General features: G+C 61.4%; 21 protein-coding genes. 15 read left to right on the forward strand and 6 right to left on the reverse strand.

Annotated elements, in window-relative coordinates:
• Positions 1-63: 63 nt before the first annotated feature.
• Positions 64-528 carry a DUF2269 family protein gene (locus J5M66_RS18465; protein ID WP_207808266.1) on the forward strand — a complete coding sequence of 155 codons (465 nt, stop codon included), beginning with the start codon at positions 64-66 and terminating at the stop codon, positions 526-528.
• 217 nt (positions 529-745) lie between these two features.
• On the opposite strand, the gene J5M66_RS18470 is transcribed toward J5M66_RS18465, so the two are convergent.
• The 4 genes from J5M66_RS18470 to J5M66_RS18485 form a co-directional block, all read right to left on the reverse strand.
• The gene (locus J5M66_RS18470; RefSeq protein WP_125918042.1) at positions 746-1504 is read right to left on the reverse strand and encodes a collagen-like protein; all 759 of its coding nucleotides are present in this window, start codon (positions 1502-1504) and stop codon (positions 746-748) included.
• Complete coding sequence (locus J5M66_RS18475; RefSeq protein ID WP_016771375.1) at positions 1497-1778, reverse strand: DUF1145 domain-containing protein; 282 nt, start codon at positions 1776-1778, stop codon at positions 1497-1499. Before J5M66_RS18475 ends, J5M66_RS18470 begins: the two co-directional genes overlap by 8 nt.
• A gap of 160 nt (positions 1779-1938) precedes the next feature.
• Entirely contained in the window at positions 1939-2661 is a 723-nt protein-coding gene (locus J5M66_RS18480; protein WP_123442987.1) for an OmpA family protein, read from the reverse strand.
• A gap of 90 nt (positions 2662-2751) precedes the next feature.
• Positions 2752-3447: an OmpA family protein gene (locus J5M66_RS18485; protein WP_024011908.1), complete on the reverse strand. Its 696-nt coding sequence runs from the start codon at positions 3445-3447 to the stop codon at positions 2752-2754.
• Between the two features lie 199 nt (positions 3448-3646).
• Between J5M66_RS18485 and J5M66_RS18490 the strand changes: the two genes are divergently transcribed.
• The 4 genes from J5M66_RS18490 to J5M66_RS18505 all read left to right on the forward strand — a co-directional run bounded on the left by J5M66_RS18490 (position 3647) and on the right by J5M66_RS18505 (position 5436).
• On the forward strand, positions 3647-4144 hold the full coding sequence (locus tag J5M66_RS18490; RefSeq protein WP_207808265.1) for a DUF6231 family protein: 498 nt from the start codon (positions 3647-3649) through the stop codon (positions 4142-4144).
• A 4-nt stretch (positions 4145-4148) separates the two neighbouring features.
• Positions 4149-4625: a YchJ family protein gene (locus J5M66_RS18495; RefSeq protein ID WP_207808264.1), complete on the forward strand. Its 477-nt coding sequence runs from the start codon at positions 4149-4151 to the stop codon at positions 4623-4625.
• Positions 4626-4741: 116 nt separating this feature from the next.
• Positions 4742-5227: an LEA type 2 family protein gene (locus J5M66_RS18500; RefSeq protein WP_024011906.1), complete on the forward strand. Its 486-nt coding sequence runs from the start codon at positions 4742-4744 to the stop codon at positions 5225-5227.
• A gap of 5 nt (positions 5228-5232) precedes the next feature.
• Positions 5233-5436, forward strand: coding sequence for an SEC-C metal-binding domain-containing protein (locus J5M66_RS18505; protein ID WP_003198420.1), 204 nt, complete (start codon positions 5233-5235; stop codon positions 5434-5436).
• Between the two features lie 145 nt (positions 5437-5581).
• Here J5M66_RS18505 and J5M66_RS18510 read toward each other — a convergent pair whose 3' ends face one another.
• Positions 5582-6139, reverse strand: coding sequence for a cysteine hydrolase family protein (locus J5M66_RS18510; RefSeq protein WP_207808263.1), 558 nt, complete (start codon positions 6137-6139; stop codon positions 5582-5584).
• Between the two features lie 201 nt (positions 6140-6340).
• Here J5M66_RS18510 and J5M66_RS18515 point away from each other — a divergent pair, with 201 nt between their 5' ends.
• The 10 genes from J5M66_RS18515 to pdeM all read left to right on the forward strand — a co-directional run bounded on the left by J5M66_RS18515 (position 6341) and on the right by pdeM (position 19600).
• Positions 6341-8791 (forward strand): penicillin acylase family protein, encoded by a 2451-nt coding sequence (locus J5M66_RS18515; RefSeq protein ID WP_207808262.1) that lies wholly within the window; start codon positions 6341-6343, stop codon positions 8789-8791.
• 187 nt (positions 8792-8978) lie between these two features.
• On the forward strand, positions 8979-10013 hold the full coding sequence (locus tag J5M66_RS18520; protein ID WP_024011903.1) for a ligase-associated DNA damage response exonuclease: 1035 nt from the start codon (positions 8979-8981) through the stop codon (positions 10011-10013).
• Entirely contained in the window at positions 10010-11698 is a 1689-nt protein-coding gene (locus tag J5M66_RS18525) for an ATP-dependent DNA ligase (RefSeq protein WP_197890316.1), read from the forward strand. The genes J5M66_RS18520 and J5M66_RS18525 overlap by 4 nt, the downstream gene beginning before the upstream one ends.
• Positions 11699-12070: 372 nt before the next feature.
• Complete coding sequence (locus tag J5M66_RS18530) at positions 12071-12853, forward strand: transporter substrate-binding domain-containing protein (RefSeq protein WP_024011901.1); 783 nt, start codon at positions 12071-12073, stop codon at positions 12851-12853.
• Between the two features lie 56 nt (positions 12854-12909).
• On the forward strand, positions 12910-13638 hold the full coding sequence (locus J5M66_RS18535; RefSeq protein ID WP_016771383.1) for an ABC transporter permease: 729 nt from the start codon (positions 12910-12912) through the stop codon (positions 13636-13638).
• On the forward strand, positions 13635-14345 hold the full coding sequence (locus tag J5M66_RS18540) for an ABC transporter permease (RefSeq protein WP_207808261.1): 711 nt from the start codon (positions 13635-13637) through the stop codon (positions 14343-14345). The genes J5M66_RS18535 and J5M66_RS18540 overlap by 4 nt, the downstream gene beginning before the upstream one ends.
• 27 nt (positions 14346-14372) lie before the next feature.
• Entirely contained in the window at positions 14373-15491 is a 1119-nt protein-coding gene (locus tag J5M66_RS18545; protein ID WP_122698372.1) for a succinylglutamate desuccinylase/aspartoacylase family protein, read from the forward strand.
• 12 nt (positions 15492-15503) lie between these two features.
• A complete protein-coding gene (locus J5M66_RS18550; protein ID WP_123442993.1) occupies positions 15504-16268 on the forward strand; it encodes an ATP-binding cassette domain-containing protein in 765 nt (254 codons plus the stop codon).
• A 192-nt stretch (positions 16269-16460) separates the two neighbouring features.
• Positions 16461-18950, forward strand: coding sequence for a ligase-associated DNA damage response DEXH box helicase (locus tag J5M66_RS18555; protein WP_123442994.1), 2490 nt, complete (start codon positions 16461-16463; stop codon positions 18948-18950).
• Positions 18941-19600 carry a ligase-associated DNA damage response endonuclease PdeM gene (gene pdeM, locus J5M66_RS18560; protein ID WP_123442995.1) on the forward strand — a complete coding sequence of 220 codons (660 nt, stop codon included), beginning with the start codon at positions 18941-18943 and terminating at the stop codon, positions 19598-19600. The genes J5M66_RS18555 and pdeM overlap by 10 nt, the downstream gene beginning before the upstream one ends.
• Positions 19601-19644: 44 nt before the next feature.
• On the opposite strand, the gene J5M66_RS18565 is transcribed toward pdeM, so the two are convergent.
• Positions 19645-19854 (reverse strand): hypothetical protein, encoded by a 210-nt coding sequence (locus tag J5M66_RS18565; protein WP_016771389.1) that lies wholly within the window; start codon positions 19852-19854, stop codon positions 19645-19647.
• Positions 19855-19857: the final 3 nt, after the last annotated feature.

Here is a 19857-nt window from a genome sequence, read left to right on the forward strand (position 1 = left end):
AGTAGTTTGGTTCGGCGGCTATCATACCTGCCTAATCGATCCTGCGCAGAACGGAGTGCCCGAATGACACCTTTTAGCCTCGTTTACCCCCTGCATGTCCTTGCCGCTCTGGTGTGGGTCGGCGGCATGTTTTTCGCCTGGATGGTCTTGCGCCCTGCGGCTGTGAAGGCTCTGGACGGCCCAGCTCGCCTGACCCTGTGGGTGGAAGTGTTTCAAGGTTTTTTCCGTTGGGTCTGGGTCGCAGTGATCCTGTTGCCGATCAGCGGCGTGGGCATGCTGCATCTGCAGCAGGTCGGATTGGAAACCGCGCCGAAGTACGTGCAGGTGATGATCGGTTTGTATGTGGTGATGACGGCACTGTTCATCCGCATTCAGGGGTTGATGCTGCCGGAATTGCGCAAGGCGGTTGAGGCGAAGGATTGGCCGGCGGGTGCGGCGGTGCTGGGGCGGATTCGGCGGGTGGTGGGGCTCAATCTGCTGGTCGGGTTGGTGCTGGTGGCGGTAGCGGCGGCGAGACCGATGCTCTGAATCGCACTCTTGTTCTGCTGTGAACACAGTTGTGGCGAGGGGATTTATCCCCGCTGGGCTGCGTAGCAGTCCCGCTTTTGATTTTTAGAGCGGGGCCGCTTCGCGACCCAGCGGGGATAAATCCCCTCGCCACATAATTTCACTCACCAAAGATCTTCACTCACCAAAGATCTTCACTCACCAAAGCATTTTATTGATCAGAGAGTGGGTCGCAGTTTTAGAGGCGTTGCACGGTAACCGAACCCGCCGCTCCCTCCGGCCCCGGCTGGCCATCCACGCCGGCCTTGCCGTTCTTGCCGCCGTCAGCGCGGTACACCAGGCAGCCCTTGGACTTGCCACCCTTGCCCGCCTTGCCGCCGACACCCGCCGGGCCGCCCGCACCGCCAGCCACGTTGACTTTGATCAGCTCGGCTGGAAAATCCCGTGGTACGGCGAGTCGCACCAGCGCACCCGGCGCGCCTGGCTGGCCATCGCTGCCGTCACTGCCATCGGCACCGTGACCGGCCGAGCCATAGGTGCAGCCCGGATCTTCACCGTTGCCGCCGTCGAGGCCGACGAACCCTGGCGCGCCCCTGCCGCCACGGGCATCGACCGTCAGTTGCGGCGCGCTCAGGGCCTGGAATTGCAGATTCAGATTGCGCCCGGCCCGGGCCGCTTTTTCATAAGTGCCGGGGGCGCCGCGCGCGGTGATCTGGCTGCCCTCGCTCAATTCAGCGCGCTTGACCTTCACTTCCAGCGCTTGTTCAGCCGGAACGATAGCAATACGTGCTTCATGGCCAAGACGCAGTTCATCGATGTTTAATTCAGTCACGTTGGACGGGATCAGCAAGGTGCCGTAATCGGCGACTTCCAGTTTCTCCAGTTGCAGCGTGCTGGTGGTGTTGGGCAAGCGCATCAAAGAATTGCTTTGCACGTTGACCACCTGGGCGCAGGCCAGTGGACTGATGAATGCAGCGAGCAGGCAGAGTTTACGCATGGGAAGAAGCCTCCGGAGCGGCCGGGGCCGGGATGGTTTGCAGGTGGAAAACGCCGAACAACAGGATGCGGCCACGATCACGCCAAGGGTGCGGACGACCCTTGAGGCTGCGGTTGCACAGCAGCACTTCGAGTAGATGAATCAGCAACAACAGAGCGCCGGCCAGATTGACCAGCAGATGCAGCGGATGAACAAACGGCACCAGTTGATTGGCCAGTACCACGCAGCAGAACAGCAGGGTCAGCAAACGCCCCAGCCCCCAGAACACCTTCATACGCTCCCCCGTGTTGCGAATTATTCTTTGCACGCACAGTACCGGCTTCTGCGGGGGATAAGCCAGAGGGAAAAATGAAATTTGTGCAAACGCTGATGAAATGGCTGCCGGGGCGACGATCTCGACCCGGCAGCTCTAGCCGGCGGACTTCAGACCTTTCCTAACGATTGATATGCAGCTCGACCCGGCGATTTTCCGCGCGACCTTCATCGCTGGCGTTATCGGCGACCGGCTCACTTTCGCCTCGACCCTCGCTGGTGAGCTTGTTCGGCGCCAGGCCCTGACTGAGCAAGTACGCTGCGACACTGCTCGCGCGCCGCTCGGACAAAGCCTGGTTATAGGCGTCGGAGCCTTTGCTGTCTGTATGCCCGATGACTTTGATGCTGACCACGTCGGCATTACGCAGTTTGTCCATCAAGGTGTCGAGCTGGGCTTTGGCCGCCGGGGTCAGATCGGACTTGTCGAAATCGAACAGCACGTTGCCGGCATCGCTCAAGGTGATCACTTCGGTTTGCGGCGCCGGTTCGACCGGTTTGACTGCCGCCGGATATTGCGGCAGCGGGCAGCCACGGTGATCGACTTCGGTATTTTCCGGTGTGTCCGGACAGCGGTCGCGGCGGTCGAAAACGCCGTCGCTGTCCTCGTCGCCATCCTGGGCGTAACAGATCAGCCCGCCGGTGACGATACCCAATGCCGCGCCGCCACCGGCCCAGCCGGCGCTTTCAATGGCGCCAAGACCGCCGCCGACCAGGCCGCCAAGCAGGCTGCAGATCGGCCACGTACGTTGATTGAGGGGGGCGGTGCCATCGCTGTGAGTGGCACAACCGGTGAGCAAGCTGCCAAGCAGCAGCACCGGCAAGACGGACCTTGAGAAAAGACGCATTTGTGAACGCTCCTGTGTACCGGCCCATACCGGTTACACAGGAGTAAAGACCCGCATCCGCGACTGCACAAGCCGCGGATGCGAGAGGGGCTAGCGGACGATTTTGATTTCGGTGCGACGGTTCTGCGCACGACCATCAGCCGACTTGTTGTCAGCCACAGGCTGGCTTTCACCAAGGCCCGACACCGAAACAAAGCTGGCACGTGGAACGCCCTGCTGGATCAGGTATTCCACCACCGAGTGCGCACGACGATCCGACAGTTTCTTGTTGTAGGCATCGCTGCCGACACTGTCGGTGTGACCGGTCACGGTCAGTTGCGCGGTAGAGGATTCCTGTTTCAGGCGATCGGCGACCTTGTCCAGCACTTGCTTGTCGGGGCCGGTCAGCGTGGCTTTGTCGAATTCGAAATGCACATCACGAATGACGATGGTTTCTTCCTTGACCACAACCGCTTCTTCGACCACTGGCGCAGGCGTCGGTGGCGGGCAACCGTCAGCATCGACCTGCACGCCTTTTGGCGTGCCCGGGCACTTGTCGCGACTGTCCGGCACGCCATCGCCGTCTTCATCGCCATCACCATGCACCCAGCAGTAAGCCGCTGCCGTACCGCCGACCAGCAGCGCACCGTAGCCAGCCCACGATGCGCTTTCCGTCGCGCCGAGACCGGCACCGACCACACCGCCGACCGCCGCACAGGTCGGCCAGTCGGTTTTCTGCAAACCTGCACAACCAGTCAACACACTGGTTAGCAGAACCAAGGGTAATGCTGTCCGAACTATGCTCATCTAGTTTTCTCCTGAGGGATCGGCTTAAAACCGATTCAGGGAGTAAAGACCGGAGTTTTAATCTCCGCCAGCAATAGGCCACCGCTGTTTGCGACCGTGTTCACAGGGGTTTGCCTCTTTTGGCGAAAACCGCCGCCACCGGGCGCTTTGCCGACGAGGTCTGGCAGGCTAGTCTTGGCCTTCTGACTGAGGAGCTTCGATGAACGCCGCCATTTCTTCGCGCACGCCACAACAGGCGTTGGCCGCTTTGCTGGATCGCTACGCCCCGGCCCGACTGCTGCTGATCGGCGCCAGCGAATTTCCCGCCTTGAGCGCTTTCAAGGACGCGCATCCAGACACCGTGGTCGCCCATGCCGCACCCGGCGCACTGCCGGCTGAGCTGGCCGCGCTACGCTTCGATCTGGCGCTGGTAGTCGATTGCCTGGAACATTTGCCCAAGCGCGACGGCCTGAATATGTTGGGCGGTATCCGCAATCTCAACGCCAGTCGCATCGCGGTGCTGGCGGATCTGGCGGCCAGTGGCTGGCAGGAAACCGATTTCTATTCGCTGGCCCTGCAGGCCAGCGAGCGTTTCCAGCGCGACGAGCAGGTGCTGACCCTGTTTACCTACGATCTGCTTGACTACAAACAAGTCCCCGACTGGCTCAATTCACGCTTCTGGGCCAATCCGGAAAACTTCGGGAAATACTGGTGGTAATGCAATGAGTACAGCCATTTGCCCTTGCGGCAGCGGCAATCTGCTGGACGCCTGCTGCGGCCCTTATCACGACGGCCACCCGGCACCGTGTGCCGAAGCCTTGATGCGTTCGCGCTACAGCGCTTATGTGCTGGGGCTGATCGACTATCTGGTAGCGACTACCCTGCCCGCGCAGCAGGCGGGACTGAATCGACAATCGATCAGCGACTGGAGTGCGCAAAGCACCTGGCTCGGCCTTGAGGTTGAAAACTCGGAAGTGTTCGGCGGCCAGCCGGAACACGCTTTTGTGACCTTCACTGCGCGTTGGCATGACAGCCAGGGCGAGCACAGCCATCGCGAGCGCTCATCCTTTGTCCAGAACGGCGGGCGCTGGTACTTCATCGATCCGACGGTGCAGATGAAGCTGGGGCGCAATGACGGCTGCCCGTGTGGCAGCGGGCAGAAGTTCAAGAAGTGTTGTTCGGGTTATTTCGGCGCTTGAGCTGAAGATCAAAAGATCGTCCGATCGCGGCCCGAGCCTTCGGCCGCTCCTACACGGGATTAGCCGAAGGCTGAAATCTTTTAAGGTCTAGACTGGGCACAAAGGGAGTCAATTTCATGCTCGGTCGTCGGCGCACATTACATTTTCTGCTCTTGATGCTGATCGTAAACCTCGGCGGCTGTGCCTCGTGGTTCAGCGACGACAGCGTCGAGCCCGCCGTGCATCTGGTGAAAGTCGAGGTGGTGCGGGCCAAACTGCTCGAACAGAAATTCATCCTGCACTTTCGCGTCGACAATCCCAACGACAGCGACCTGACCGTGCGCGGCCTCGAATACCGGATTCACTTGGCCGACATGCTGCTCACCGAAGGCGAGCATGAGCACTGGTTTACCGTGGGGCCCAAGCGCAGCGCTTACTTCAAAGTGCCGATCCGCACCAACCTGTGGCCGAAGGTGAAACAGGTGGTGAAACTGCTGAAAAATCCGAACCAGCAGATTCCCTATCGATTGCAGGGCGAAATGGAAACCGGTTTATTCATCGCCCACTACGTGCACCTTGAGCGCAATGGCGTGATAATCCCCGCCGATCTAACTCCGGAGTGACCTCGATGACCCAGCAACCCCATGTCCATGGCCCTGACTGCAACCACGATCATGACCACCATCACGATCACGACCATGGCCATGTCCACGGCCCGAACTGCGGCCACGCCCACCAGGAACCGGTGCGCAACGCCCTGAAAGACGTCGGCCGCAACGACCCTTGCCCATGCGGCAACGGCAAGAAATTCAAGAAATGCCACGGCGCTTGATGTCACTGGCGAAGGTCTTCTTCGCCTGACACACCGCTTTCGCGAGCAGGCTCGCTCCCACAGGGATCGCGTTTCATCTGAAGAAATATGGTCACTGTGGGAGCGAGCCTGCTCGCGAAGGCGGCGGCGCCTCCATTACAAAACTTCAGCCCGCCGCCAGAATCTGGGAAGAGCCGACCACCGTCGCATACTCCCCATGCAGATTGCCCAGCGACATCCCGTGCACCTCTTCAGCGGTACGCGGTGTGCCGAAATAATCGGCCTTGTCGAAGGTATAACATGCATCCTCTGCCACCCATGTGTCGAACCCCAGGTTGCCCGCAGTGCGCGCCGTCGACTCAACCGAGTTATTGGTCGCCACACCAACGATGATCAGTTGCCCGATCCCAGCCTCACGCAACTGCGCCTCCAGCCCACTGGCACAAAACGCGTCCGGCACCTGTTTCTGCACCAGCCATTCCCCGTCCCGAGGAACAAATCGCTCTTGAAACTCCACTCCGTCCTGCTCGGGCCAGAACACCGAATCAGGTGAGCGCGACAAGTGCTGCACGTGGATCACCGGGCGCCCGCGCAGGCGCCACAGCGCCAGTAGCTCAAGCATTCTTTCCTCGGCCTGAGGATTATTCCGCCGCCCCAGACGCGGATGCAGGATGCCTTTCTGCTGGTCGATGATGATCAGCGCAGTGTTGCTCTGAAGCTCCATAGCGATCTTTCTCCTGACAGGGCACGGGACTTGTTCCGTAGTTCAACATCAGCGCTTTCCCCCGAGCAACTGTCACACCTCTGACCGATCAGCCGACAACTGCATAAATAACCACTCGCCCCGCTTGCGCGGCTCTCGCGCCGTCACTAACGTAGCGGCTTTATTGCGCCCCCAGCCTTATACCCCCGCAGGAGCTTCGCCATGGCCTCGCCAGCCCTTTCACATTTTCTTCCCCGGTTCGGCGTTGCCGCAGCAGTGGCCGGTGTCCTCGGCCTGTCCGGTTGCCAGACCTGGAACGCCCAGGACAGCCTGCCGCCGACCTCCGGCGTGCAACCGCTCAAGGGCCTGGCGCAGAACGTTTCGGTGCGGCGCAATGCGATGGGCATGCCGCTGATCGAAAGCAACAGCTTCCATGACGCGCTGTTCAGTCTCGGTTACGTCCACGCCAGCGACCGCATCAACCAGATGGTCACCCTGCGCCTGTTGGCCCAGGGCCGGCTGGCGGAAATGTCCGGCGCGTCGATGCTCGATGCCGACCGCTACATGCGCGCGGTCAATCTGAAGAAGAGCGCCGGCGAGCTGTACAAGGCCTCGTCGCCACGGCTCAAGCGCTTCTTCGAAGTGTATGCACGGGGCGTCAACGCCTACCTGTTCCGCTACGCCGACAAGTTGCCGGGCGACCTCGCCGCCAGCGGTTACAAGCCCGAATACTGGAAACCGGAAGATTCGGCGCTGATTTTTGCCCTGCTGAATTTCAGCCAGTCGGCCAACCTGCCGGAGGAAATCCAGTCGCTGGTGCTCGCGCAAACCGTGACCACTGACAAACTCGCCTGGCTGAGCCCGTCGGCGCCTGATGAAAACCTGCCAGTGGCTGAAGCCGACAAACTGCAAGGCCTTAAGCTCAACGGGCAGATTCCGGGGCTGACGGAACTGAGCAGCGCCAGCCAGCAACTGTCGGCGCTGAACCTGCTCGCCACGCCGACTGCGAACAATTGGGCGATTGCCCCGCAACGCAGCCGCAGCGGCAAAAGCCTGCTGGCCAGCGATGCGCACGGGCCACTGGCCGCGCCGTCGTTGTGGAGTTTCGTGCAGATACGTGCGCCGAAATATCAGGCGGCCGGCGTCACGGTTGCCGGTCTGCCGATGGTGCTCGGCGGCTTCAACGGTAAAGTGGCGTGGAGCATGACCAGCGTGCTCGGCGACAATCAGGACCTGTTCCTCGAGAAAATCCGCCGTCAGGGCAGCAGCCTCACTTACGAAGTCAACGGCAAATGGCAGCCGCTGGGCGTGCGCAACGAGACCTACTTCGTCAAAGGCCAGCGGCCGATTCGCGAAGCCGTGTACGAAACCCGTCACGGCGCGCTGCTCAACAGTGCCCAGGCAGCGGCGCAAGGCAGCGGTTTCGGCCTCGCCTTGCAGACGCCAAGCTTCACCGACGACAAAACGCTGGATGCCTTCTTCGATCTGACCCGAGCGCAAAACGTCGAGCGCGCCTCGGACGCCAGCCGTGAAATCCGCGCCATTACCCTGAATCTGGTCTTTGCCGATGCGAGCAATATCGGCTGGCAAGTCACCGGGCGCTTCCCCAACCGTCGCGAAGGCGAAGGCCTGCTGCCCTCGCCGGGTTGGGACGGTCGCTACGACTGGGACGGTTACGCCGACCCGATGCTGCACCCCTACGATCAGGACCCGGCACAAGGCTGGCTCGGCATCGCCAACCAGCGCGTCATCCCCGACGGCTACGGCATGCAGTTGTCGAAATCCTGGGCGGCACCGGAGCGCGGCGAACGCTTGGCGGAAATGGCTGGCAGCGGCAAGCACGACAGCCGCAGCGTGATCGCCATGCAGTACGACCAGACCACCACCTTCGCCGCCAAGCTGAAAAAAGTCTTCGAAGCACCGGGGATGAAGCAACCGCTGAAACAGGCGATCGACGCCCTGCCGGACGCCGAACGCAGCAAGGCTCGTGAAGCCTTCACCCGTTTGATGGCGTTCGACGGCAAGCTCAGCCCGACCTCGGCGGATGCCGCGATTTATGAACTGTTTCTGCAGGAAAGCATGAAGCAGCTCTTCCTCGATGAACTGGGTCCTGAATCGAGCCCGGCGTGGAAGGCCTTTGTCGCCAATGGCGATCTGTCCTACGCGGCGCAGGCCGATCATCTCTTGGGACGTGAGGACAGTCCGTTCTGGGATGATCTGCGCACGCCGCAGAAGGAAGATAAAGCGGTGATTCTCGCCCGCAGCCTCGCTGCAGCGATTACAGCGGGCGACAGCCAGTTGGGCGGCGATCATCGCGCCTGGCAGTGGGGCAAATTGCACAGCTATGCGTGGAAAAACAGCAACGGTCAGACTGTACGCGGGCCGCTGGCGGCTGGAGGCGATCACACCACGCTGAACAGCTCGGCGTTTGCCTGGGGCCAGGACTTCGCCACCACACGCGCGCCGTCGATGCGCTTTATCGTCGACTTCGGCCAGAGCGAGCCATTGATGGCGCAGAACGGTACGGGGCAGTCGGGCAATCCACTGAGTCCGAATTACCTGAACGGGATCGATGCGTGGCTGAAAGGTCAGTACATCGGCCTGCCGATGCAGCCGCAGAACTTTGATCGGGTGTATGGCAAGACCCGTTTGACCCTCACCCCGGGCAAGTAAGCGCAGTTCCCTGTGGAAGCGAGCCTGCTCGCGAAGACGGAGGCACAGTCAAAATTGATGTGTCTGGTAAACCGCTTTCGCGAGCAGGCTCGCTCCCACATTGGCTTTGCATCACCCTTAAAAGCCGATCGAACTTCCAGCCTCACGCCCGCCTCATAGCTAACAAGCCCCCCATTCCGGTCACGACATGGATCTTGTTATTGCCCGACCTGAAGGTCTCTACTGCCCCGCCGGGGATTTCTATATCGATCCGTGGCGGCCGGTCGAGCGTTCGGTGATCACCCATGCCCATGGCGATCACGCACGCACCGGTAATCAGCACTACCTGTCGAGCAGCGCCAGCGCCGGGATTCTGCGCGCGCGTCTGGGTCAGGACATCCAGTTGCAAACACTTGACTACGGCCAGCGCCTCACCCACCACGGCGTGACCCTGAGCTTTCACCCCGCCGGGCATGTCCTCGGTTCGGCGCAGGTACGGCTCGAATACGGCGGCGAAGTCTGGGTCGCATCGGGCGATTACAAGGTCGAGCCGGACGGCACTTGCACCCCATTCGAACCGGTGCGCTGCCACACCTTCATCACCGAATCGACCTTCGGCCTGCCGATCTATCGTTGGCAGCCGCAGGCGCAGATCTTCGCCGAGATCAATCAGTGGTGGGCGGCCAATATCGCCGCCGGCAAGGCCAGCGTGCTGTTCTGCTATTCCTTCGGCAAGGCGCAGCGGATTCTCCACGGCATCGACGAAACCCTTGGCCCGATCCTCAGCCACGGCGCGGTCGAACCGTTGAACCGTGTGTACCGCGATGCCGGCGTGTACCTGCCGCCGACGATTTATGCGGGCGACGTGAAAAAAAGCGACCCGATCATGCGCCAGGCGCTGGTCATTGCTCCGCCGTCAGCAGGCGGCAGTACCTGGATGCGTCGTTTCGGCGAGTTCAGCGATGCCTTTGCCAGCGGCTGGATGCGCCTGCGCGGGACCCGGCGGCGGCGCGGCGTCGATCGCGGTTTCGTCCTTTCCGATCACGCCGACTGGCCCGGCCTGCTGTGGGCGATCAACCAGACCGGCGCGGAACGGGTGATGGTCACCCACGGCTCGATCGGCGTGCTCGTGCGCCATCTGCGCGAACAGGGCCTCGATGCACAAGGCTTCACCACCGAATACGGCGATGACGAAGACGACAACATCGCCACCGAACCCACCGTTGCCGAGACATCGCCATGAAAGCCTTCGCCGAGTTATATGCCGAACTCGACGCCACCACGTCGAGCAACGCCAAGCTGGCGGCGATGCAGGCGTATTTCGCGCAGGCCGCGCCGGAAGATGCCGCATGGGCGGTGTATTTCCTCTCCGGTGGCCGGCCTCGGCAACTGGTACCGGTGCGCATCCTCCGTGAGCTGGCGGTCGCAGTTTCGGGACTGGAGCCATGGCTGTTCGAAGAAAGCTACCAAGCCGTCGGCGATCTGGCCGAGACCATTTCTCTGGTGCTGCCAGAAAATTCCCACAGCTCCGAGGCCGGTCTTGCCGAATGGATCGAAGAAAAGCTGCTGCCCCTTCGCGGCGAAACGCCGGAGTATCTGGCGCGCCAGTTGCCAATGTTGTGGGCACAACTGGACCGGCCGAGCCTGATGCTGTGCATCAAGCTGATCACCGGCAGTTTCCGCGTTGGCGTGTCGAAGTTGCTGGTCACCCGCGCCCTCGCCTCAATGGCCGGCCTCGACAGCAAACGCGTGGCTCAGCGTCTGGTCGGTTACACCGATCTGTCGAACCGGCCCAACGCCGCCAGTTACCTGAAACTCATCGCCCCGGAGTCCGCCGACGAACATGCCCAGCGCGGCGGCCAGCCCTACCCGTTCTTTCTCGCCCACGCCTTGGCGCAACCGGTCGAGGAATTCGAAGCTCTGCTCGGCCCGGCCAGCGACTGGCAGGTGGAATGGAAGTGGGATGGTATTCGCGCGCAAGTGGTCAAGCGCGACGGCAAGCTGTGGGTGTGGTCGCGCGGCGAGGAACTGGTGACCGAGCGCTTCCCCGAGTTCGATGTGCTCGTGCACGGCTTGCCCGACGGCACGGTGATCGACGGCGAAATCGTCGTGTGGAAGAGCACCCATCCGACTACTGAAGATGCCTTCGATCCGCATTCCGATGAGCCGCCGGCCGTGCAACCGTTCGCCCTGCTGCAACAACGCATCGGTCGCAAGACGCTCGACAAGAAGATTCTCGAAGAAGTGCCGGTGGTGGTGCTGGCTTACGATCTGCTGGAATGGCAGGGCGAAGACTGGCGCAACCAGCCACAGGTCAAGCGCCGTGCGCAACTCGAAGAGGTGATCGCGCGCTGCAACAGCCCGGTACTGCTGCCCTCCCCGGTATTGACCGGCGAGGACTGGTTCGACCTTGGCCGCCAGCGCGAAGCGTCGCGCAAACTCGGCGTCGAAGGCATGATGCTCAAGGCGCGCGATTCGCTGTATGGCGTCGGCCGGACCAAGGACATGGGCGTGTGGTGGAAGTGGAAGGTCGATCCGTTCAGCGTCGACGCGGTACTGATTTATGCCCAGCGTGGACACGGCCGTCGCGCCAGTCTGTACAGCGATTACACCTTCGCCGTGTGGGACGGCCCGCCGGAATCCAGCCAGCGCTCGCTGGTGCCTTTTGCCAAAGCGTATTCGGGGCTGACCGATGAAGAAATGCGCCAGGTCGACAGCATCGTGCGCAAGACTACGGTGGAAAAATTCGGCCCGGTGAGCAGCGTCAAGCCGAGCCTGGTGTTCGAACTCGGCTTCGAGGGCATCGCCCTGTCGCGCCGGCACAAGAGCGGCATCGCCGTGCGTTTCCCGCGCATGCTGCGCTGGCGCAAGGACAAGACCGTCGAAGAAGCCGACAGCCTCGCTACCCTTCAGGATCTGTTGGCCTAACCCCTTTTCACTGATCGTTCCCACGCTCTGCGTGGGAATGCAGCACGGGACGCTCTGCGTCCCCCCAGAGCCGAACGCGGAGCGTCCGTTGATGCATTCCCACGCAGGAGCGTGGGAACGATCAGTCATCAGGGACAAATCCCTTGCCACAGTTTTACCTGCTCTCAGCCACGCGCTTGAACCGAAACAGTGCATGCAAACAGCAATGCCCGTTTCCGTGCATTCAACTACCCTTGCCTGTCTCCACTCGACCTTTTAAAACACCTGTTCGGCACTCTGGTTCGGAAATTGCTACTTTCTATAGGTCGTAAGCGTTGCAGTAACAATAATTCTGCGCCACAAGCGCTCATATTGGTTCTTAGGGATTGAATAATGAAAAAAGCATTGCTGACCCTTTCTGCACTGGCGTTGTGCATGGCCGCCGGCTCCGCGCTGGCCAAGGAATACAAAGAGCTGCGCTTTGGCGTTGACCCTTCGTACGCACCGTTCGAGTCGAAAGCGGCCGATGGCAGCCTGGTCGGGTTCGATATCGATCTGGGCAACGCGATCTGCGCCGAACTGAAGGTCAAGTGCAAATGGGTTGAAAGCGATTTCGACGGCATGATTCCGGGCCTCAAGGCCAACAAATTCGATGGCGTGATCTCGTCGATGACCGTGACTCCGGCGCGCGAGAAGGTCATCGACTTCTCCAGCGAACTGTTTTCCGGCCCGACCGCTTACGTGTTCAAGAAAGGCTCCGGCCTGAGCGCAGACGTCGCGTCGCTGAAGGGCAAGACCGTTGGCTATGAGCAAGGCACCATTCAGGAAGCCTACGCCAAAGCCGTGCTGGACAAGGCCGGTGTGAAAACCCAGGCCTATCAGAACCAGGATCAGGTGTATTCCGACCTGACCTCCGGCCGCCTCGACGCAGCCATCCAGGACATGCTGCAAGCCGAACTGGGCTTCCTCAAGTCGCCGAAAGGCGAAGGTTACGAAGTCAGCCAGCCGGTCGACAGCGAATTGCTGCCGTCGAAAACCGCTATCGGTATCAAGAAAGGTAACACTGAGCTGAAAGCACTTTTGGATAAAGGTATCAAAGCGTTACACGACGACGGCAAATACGCCGAGATTCAAAAGAAACACTTTGGCGACCTGAATCTGTACAGCGGCAAATAATGCCCCGGCGCCCATCCTCGATGGGCGCCTTTTCCATCCGCTCAGGTTGCTGATTTATGTTTGAAACCCTCCTGCAAAATCTGGGGCTGGCCTCGTTCAGTCTGCAGGGCTTCGGCCCGTTGCTGCTGCAAGGCACCTGGATGACCATCAAATTATCGGCGATGTCGCTGCTGGTGGCCGTGTTGCTCGGCCTGCTCGGCGCCAGTGCCAAACTGTCGAAAGTCAAACTGGTGCGCCTGCCCGCGCAGCTCTACACCACGCTGATTCGCGGCGTGCCGGATCTGGTGCTGATGCTGTTGATCTTCTACAGCCTGCAAACCTGGCTGACGTCGCTCACCGATTACATGGAATGGGAATACATCGAAATCGACCCGTTCAGCGCCGGCGTGCTGACGCTGGGCTTCATTTATGGCGCGTATTTCACCGAGACCTTCCGTGGCGCCATCCTCGCGGTGCCGCGTGGTCAGGTCGAAGCCGCCACCGCGTATGGCCTCAAACGTGGCCAGCGTTTTCGCTTTGTGGTGTTTCCGCAAATGATGCGCTTCGCCCTGCCGGGCATCGGCAACAACTGGATGGTCATGCTCAAGGCCACCGCGCTGGTGTCGATCATTGGCCTCGCCGATCTGGTCAAGGCAGCGCAGGACGCCGGTAAAAGCACTTATCAACTGTTCTACTTTCTGGTCCTTGCCGCATTGATCTATCTGCTGATCACCAGTGCTTCGAACTTCATCCTGCGCTGGCTCGAACGCCGCTACGCCGCCGGTGCCCGGGAGGCCGTACGATGATCGAACTTCTCCAGGAATATTGGCGCGCCTTCCTTTATACCGACGGCCAGAACATCACCGGGCTGGCGATGACGATGTGGCTGCTGACCGCGTCGATCTGCATCGGCTTCGTCGTCTCGATCCCATTGTCGATCGCCCGCGTCTCGCCGCACTTCTACATTCGCTGGCCGGTGCAGTTCTACACCTACCTGTTCCGTGGCACGCCGCTGTATATCCAGTTGCTGATCTGCTACACCGGCATCTACAGCCTCGCCGCCGTGCGCGAGCAGCCGATCCTCGACAGTTTCTTTCGTGACGCGATGAACTGCACGATCCTCGCTTTCGCGCTCAATACCTGCGCGTACACCACGGAGATTTTTGCCGGGGCGATTCGCAGCATGAACCACGGCGAAGTCGAAGCGGCCAAGGCTTATGGCCTGACCGGCTGGAAGCTGTACGCCTACGTGATCCTGCCGTCGGCATTGCGCCGCTCGTTGCCTTACTACAGCAACGAAGTGATCCTGATGCTGCACTCGACGACCGTGGCGTTCACCGCGACCATTCCCGATATTCTGAAAGTCGCGCGGGATGCCAACTCGGCGACCTTCCTGACCTTCCAGTCATTCGGCATCGCCGCGCTGATCTACCTGACCATTACTTTTGCGCTGGTCGGTCTGTTCCGCCTTGCCGAACGCCGCTGGCTGGCCTTCCTCGGGCCGACTCACTAGCACCGGTTTGAAAATAAAGAGATAACAATGCGCCACCAGATTCATGACTTGCTGGCCCCGCTGCCGGGGACCGCACGGCAGATTCACAGTTTCCACTTCGGCCCACAGCAGGCCAAGGGCAAGGTGTACATTCAGGCCTCGCTGCATGCCGACGAACTGCCCGGCATGCTGGTCGCCTGGCACCTGAAGCAGCGTTTGGCCGAGCTGGAAGCTGCCGGCCGCCTGCGCAGCGAAATCGTCCTCGTGCCGGTGGCCAACCCGGTCGGCCTCGAACAAGTGCTGATGGACGTGCCGCTGGGCCGTTACGACCTCGAGAGCGGGCAGAACTTCAATCGCTGGTTCGTCGACCTCAGCGAAGAAATCGGCAACGCCATCGAAGGCCAACTCAACGACGACGCGCAGCACAACCTCGAACTGATCCGCACCAGCCTGCGCAACGCCCTCGCCCGCCAGACGCCGACCACACAACTGCAATCCCAGCGTTTGACCCTGCAACGCCTGGCCTGCGATGCCGACATGGTGCTGGACTTGCACTGCGACTTCGAATCGGTGGTGCACCTGTACACCACGCCCGAAGCCTGGCCGCAGGTCGAGCCCTTGGCGCGCTACATGGAAGCGCAGGCCAGTCTGCTCGCTACCGATTCCGGCGGGCAGTCGTTCGACGAGTGCTTCACCCTGCTCTGGTGGCAACTGCGCGAGCGCTTCGGTGAGCAGTTCGAGATTCCGCTGGGCAGCTTCTCGGTGACCGTCGAATTGCGCGGCCAGGGCGACGTCAATCACCCGCTGGCCAGCCGCGATTGTCAGGCGCTGATCGACTATCTGATCCAGTTCGATGCCATCGTCGGCGAGACCAAGCCGCAACCGCCGCTGCCGTACCCGGCCACGCCGCTGGCCGGGGTCGAACCGGTGACCACGCCAGTCGGCGGCCTGCTGGTGTACTGCGCCACACCCGGCCAATACCTGGAAGCCGGCCAGCAGATCGCCGAAATCATCGACCCGGTCCACGACAAGGTCACCCCCATTCATTGCACCGCCGCCGGCCTGCTGTATGCGCGCTCGCTGCGGCGCATGGCCACTGCCGGCATGGTCATCGCCCACGTCGCGGGCGCCGAAGCCTATCGCAGCGGCTACCTACTTTCGCCTTGAGGATGCTCGTCCATGTACAAACTGACCGTTGAAGGCCTGCACAAAAGCTATGGCGATCATCAGGTGCTCAAAGGCGTTTCGCTCAAGGCCAAAACCGGCGACGTGATCAGCCTGATCGGCGCCAGCGGCTCGGGCAAAAGCACCTTTTTGCGCTGCATCAACTTCCTTGAACAACCGAATGACGGCGCCATGAGCCTTGATGGCCAGGCGATCCGCATGGTCACCGACCGCCAGGGCATGCACGTCGCCGACGCCGATGAACTGCAACGCCTGCGCACGCGGCTGGCGATGGTGTTCCAGCATTTCAACCTGTGGAGCCACATGACCGTGCTGGAAAACATCACCATGGCCCCGCGCCGGGTGCTCGGTTGCAGCAAACAGGAAGCCGAGGATCGCGCCCGACGTTATCTGGACAAAGTCGGCTTGCCGGCGCGGGTCGCCGATCAATACCCGGCGTTCCTGTCCGGCGGTCAGCAACAGCGCGTGGCGATCGCCCGGGCACTGGCGATGGAGCCGGAAGTGATGCTGTTCGACGAACCGACCTCGGCACTCGACCCGGAACTGGTCGGCGAAGTGCTGAAAGTGATTCAGGGTCTGGCCGAAGAAGGTCGGACTATGATCATGGTTACCCATGAAATGAGTTTCGCGCGCAAGGTGTCGAATCAGGTGCTGTTTCTGCATCAGGGTCTGGTGGAAGAAGAAGGCGCGCCGGAAGACGTGCTGGGCAATCCCAAAAGCGAACGGCTGAAGCAGTTCCTCAGCGGCAATCTTAAGTAAGGTTGGCCCCCGCCCTGTGTGGGAGCGAGCCTGCTCGCGAAAGCGGTTTATCAGTCAACATCAATGTTGAATGTGACATCGCATTCGCGAGCAGGCTCGCTCCCACGGGGGAATCCACCGACCGACAAAGTTAAACTTGTCCCCCCGCTTCGCTGTCTCTGAAACAACACCTCCAGAGCGCACGCAGCCGGCATGGCGAAATCCCCCGACTTTGCAAAAACCTGGTTCAGCGCCCGCGACTGGAAGCCGTTCGCCTTTCAGAAACAGGTGTGGGCGGCGGTAAAAAACGGCGAGTCCGGATTGCTCCACGCCAGCACCGGCGCCGGCAAAACTTATGCGGTATGGTTTGCTGCGCTCAACCGCTTCGCCCGCCTGCAACCGCCCGTGGCTACACCGCGCAAACGCAAACCGCCGGCCGAACCGCTGACGGTGCTGTGGATCACGCCGATGCGCGCCCTCGCCGCCGATACCGCCCGCGCTTTACAAAGCCCGGTCGATGAATTGCAGATTCCGTGGAGCATCGGCCTGCGCACCGGCGACACCAGCAGCAGCGAACGCGCTCGTCAGGGCCGGCGCTTGCCGACGACGCTGATTACCACACCGGAAAGCCTGACTCTGTTGCTCGCCCGCGCCGATGCGCGCACCGCGTTGTCGACCCTGCGCATGATCGTCGTCGATGAATGGCACGAGTTGCTCGGCAACAAACGCGGCGTGCAACTGCAACTGGCCCTCGCTCGCCTGCGGCATTGGCAGCCGGAACTGATCGTTTGGGGCGTGTCCGCCACCCTCGGTAATCAATCCCACGCCGAGCAAGTGCTGATCCCACAGGGCGGCGGCGTCAGTGTTCAGGGCAAAAGCGAAAAAACCCTGCAAGTCGACACCCTGCTGCCTCCGGCCATCGAGCGTTTTCCCTGGGCCGGCCACATCGGCCTGAAGATGCTGCCGCAGGTGGTGGCCGAACTCGACGCCTGCGCCAGCAGCCTGGTGTTCACCAACACCCGCGCGCAATCGGAGATCTGGTATCAGGCGCTGCTGGAAGCGCGGCCGGACTGGGCCGGGTTGATCGCGCTGCATCACAGCTCCCTGTCACGCGATACCCGCGACTGGGTCGAGCAGGCATTGAAGAATGGCCAATTGAAAGCGGTGGTGTGTACCTCAAGCCTGGACTTGGGTGTGGATTTCCTCCCGGTCGAGCGTGTATTGCAGATCGGCTCGGCCAAAGGCGTTGCGCGGTTGATGCAACGTGCCGGCCGTTCCGGTCACGCACCGGGGCGCACCTCGCGGGTGACGCTGGTGCCGACCCACAGCCTGGAGCTGATCGAAGCGGTTGCCGCACGCGATGCCGTCGAACAGCGGCGCATCGAGCCGCGTCTGTCACCGCACAAGCCGCTGGATGTGCTGGTCCAGCATTTGGTCAGTATGGCCCTTGGCGGTGGCTTTATTCCTGAAGACTTGTACGAAGAAGTCCGTGGTGCGTGGGCTTATCGTGACCTGACAGCGGCAGACTGGGCCTGGGCGCTGGCGTTCGTACGCCATGGCGGGATGTCTCTTACAGCGTATCCGGATTACCGCCGGGTCGAGCCGGACGAACACGGCGTCTGGCGTGTGCCGGATGCGCGTCTGGCGCGGCGCCATCGTATGAGCATCGGCACCATCGTCAGCGACGCGAGCATCAACCTGAAATTCTGGAGCAAGGGCGGCGGTGGCAAACAACTGGGCAGCGTCGAGGAAGGCTTTATCGCGCGACTGAAACCCGGCGATGGTTTCCTCTTCGCCGGGCGCTTGCTGGAACTGGTGCGGGTGGAAAACATGACCGCCTACGTCAAACGCAGCACCGCAAAAAAAGCCGCCGTGCCGCGCTGGAATGGCGGGCGCATGCCGTTATCCAACGAACTGGCCGAAGCGGTGGTCACGCGCTTCAGCGCCGCTGCTCAAGGTCAATTCAAAGGCCCGGAAATGCACGCGTTGCGGCCGCTGCTGGAGACGCAGATACGCTGGTCCGGTTTGCCCACCACGGAAAATCTGCTGGCCGAGGTACTGAAATCCCGCGAAGGCTGGCACCTTTTCCTCTATCCGTTCGCCGGGCGCCAAGTGCATCTGGGACTGGCGAGCCTGCTGGCGTGGCGCGTCAGTCAGCGGCAACCGGTGACCTTCTCGATTGCCGTGAATGATTACGGCCTGGAACTGCTCAGCGCCACGCCGGTGGATTGGGCCACGCATCTCGACGCTCACCTGTTCAACGCCGATGACCTGTTGCTGGATGTGCTCGCCAGTCTCAATGCCGGTGAACTGGCGTTGCGCCGCTTCCGCGAAATCGCGCGAATCGCCGGGCTGGTCTTCGCCGGGTATCCGGGCGCACCGAAAAGCACCCGCCAGGTGCAGGCGTCGAGTGGCTTGTTCTTCCAGGTGTTCAAACAATATGACGCCGACAACCTGCTGCTGGCCCAGGCCGGGGAAGAAGTCCTACGCGAGGAACTGGATATTCGTCGTTTGGAACAGACATTGGAGCGGATCAATCGGATGAAACTGGACGTGCATCAGGTAAAACGTCCTACACCGCTGGGCTTTCCACTGCTGGTGGAGCGGATGCGCGAGAGCATGAGTTCGGAAAAACTGGCTGACAGGATCAGAAGAATGGTCGGTGACCTGGAAAAAACCGCTGATAACGGAAAATCGTCGTGAGCGCGTACCCAGTGCGTTTAGCCGGTGAGGAGTTGTGGTTGCTGCCGGAGAAAGCGCTGTATTGGCCAGCGCAGGAAGCATTGCTGATCGCCGATGTGCATTTCGGTAAGGCAGCGGCCTATCGCAGCCTCGGCCAGCCGGTGCCGCATGGCACGACGGCGAGCAACATCGAGGTGATCGACGCGTTGCTGGCACGGCTGCCGTGTCGCCAGTTGATTTTTCTCGGGGATTTCCTGCATGGGCCTGGCTCACATGTCCCGACCACATTGAATGCGCTGGCAGAGTGGCGAGCGCGCCACGCTGACCTGCCGATGACGCTGATTCGCGGCAACCATGACAAACGCGCAGGCGACCCGCCGGCCTCGCTGAATATCCGCGTGGTGCCAGAACCGCTGTTACTCGGGCCGTTTGCCTTGCAGCATGAGCCCGATGCGCATCCGGAACGGCACGTGCTCGCCGGCCACGTTCACCCGGTCTATCGGCTGCATGGCAAAGGTCGGCAGAGCCTGCGCCTGGCCTGTTTCAGACTGGGTGATCGCATCAGCCTGATGCCGGCATTCGGTGCGTTCACCGGCGGCTATCAGGTCGAGCGCGACGACAGTTGCAAAGTCTTCGTGATCGGTGACAACGAAATATGGCCCGTCAGCTAGATCGCAAATCGATCAGACTGACGGGCCATATTCATGACAGTGGATCAGGCCACAGGCGCCGGAGGCGGCTCGTCCGGCAGGGTCGGTTCGCCTGGTTCGGTCGGTTGTTCGTTGGGAGTATCGGGATCGGGCTGGCCGGGCACGCCCCCGGACAGGCTCAAAGACGGATTCGCCAGTAACGACCAGGCCAGAACGCCTATCTGATTGGGCTCAAGCCTTGCCAGTTCAGCGCTGATTCGCGGGTCGATCTTCATAGG

The organism is Pseudomonas sp. 67(2021), from assembly GCF_017491835.1.
In the GTDB taxonomy this organism is placed as follows: Bacteria; Pseudomonadota; Gammaproteobacteria; order Pseudomonadales; family Pseudomonadaceae; genus Aquipseudomonas; species Aquipseudomonas atacamensis.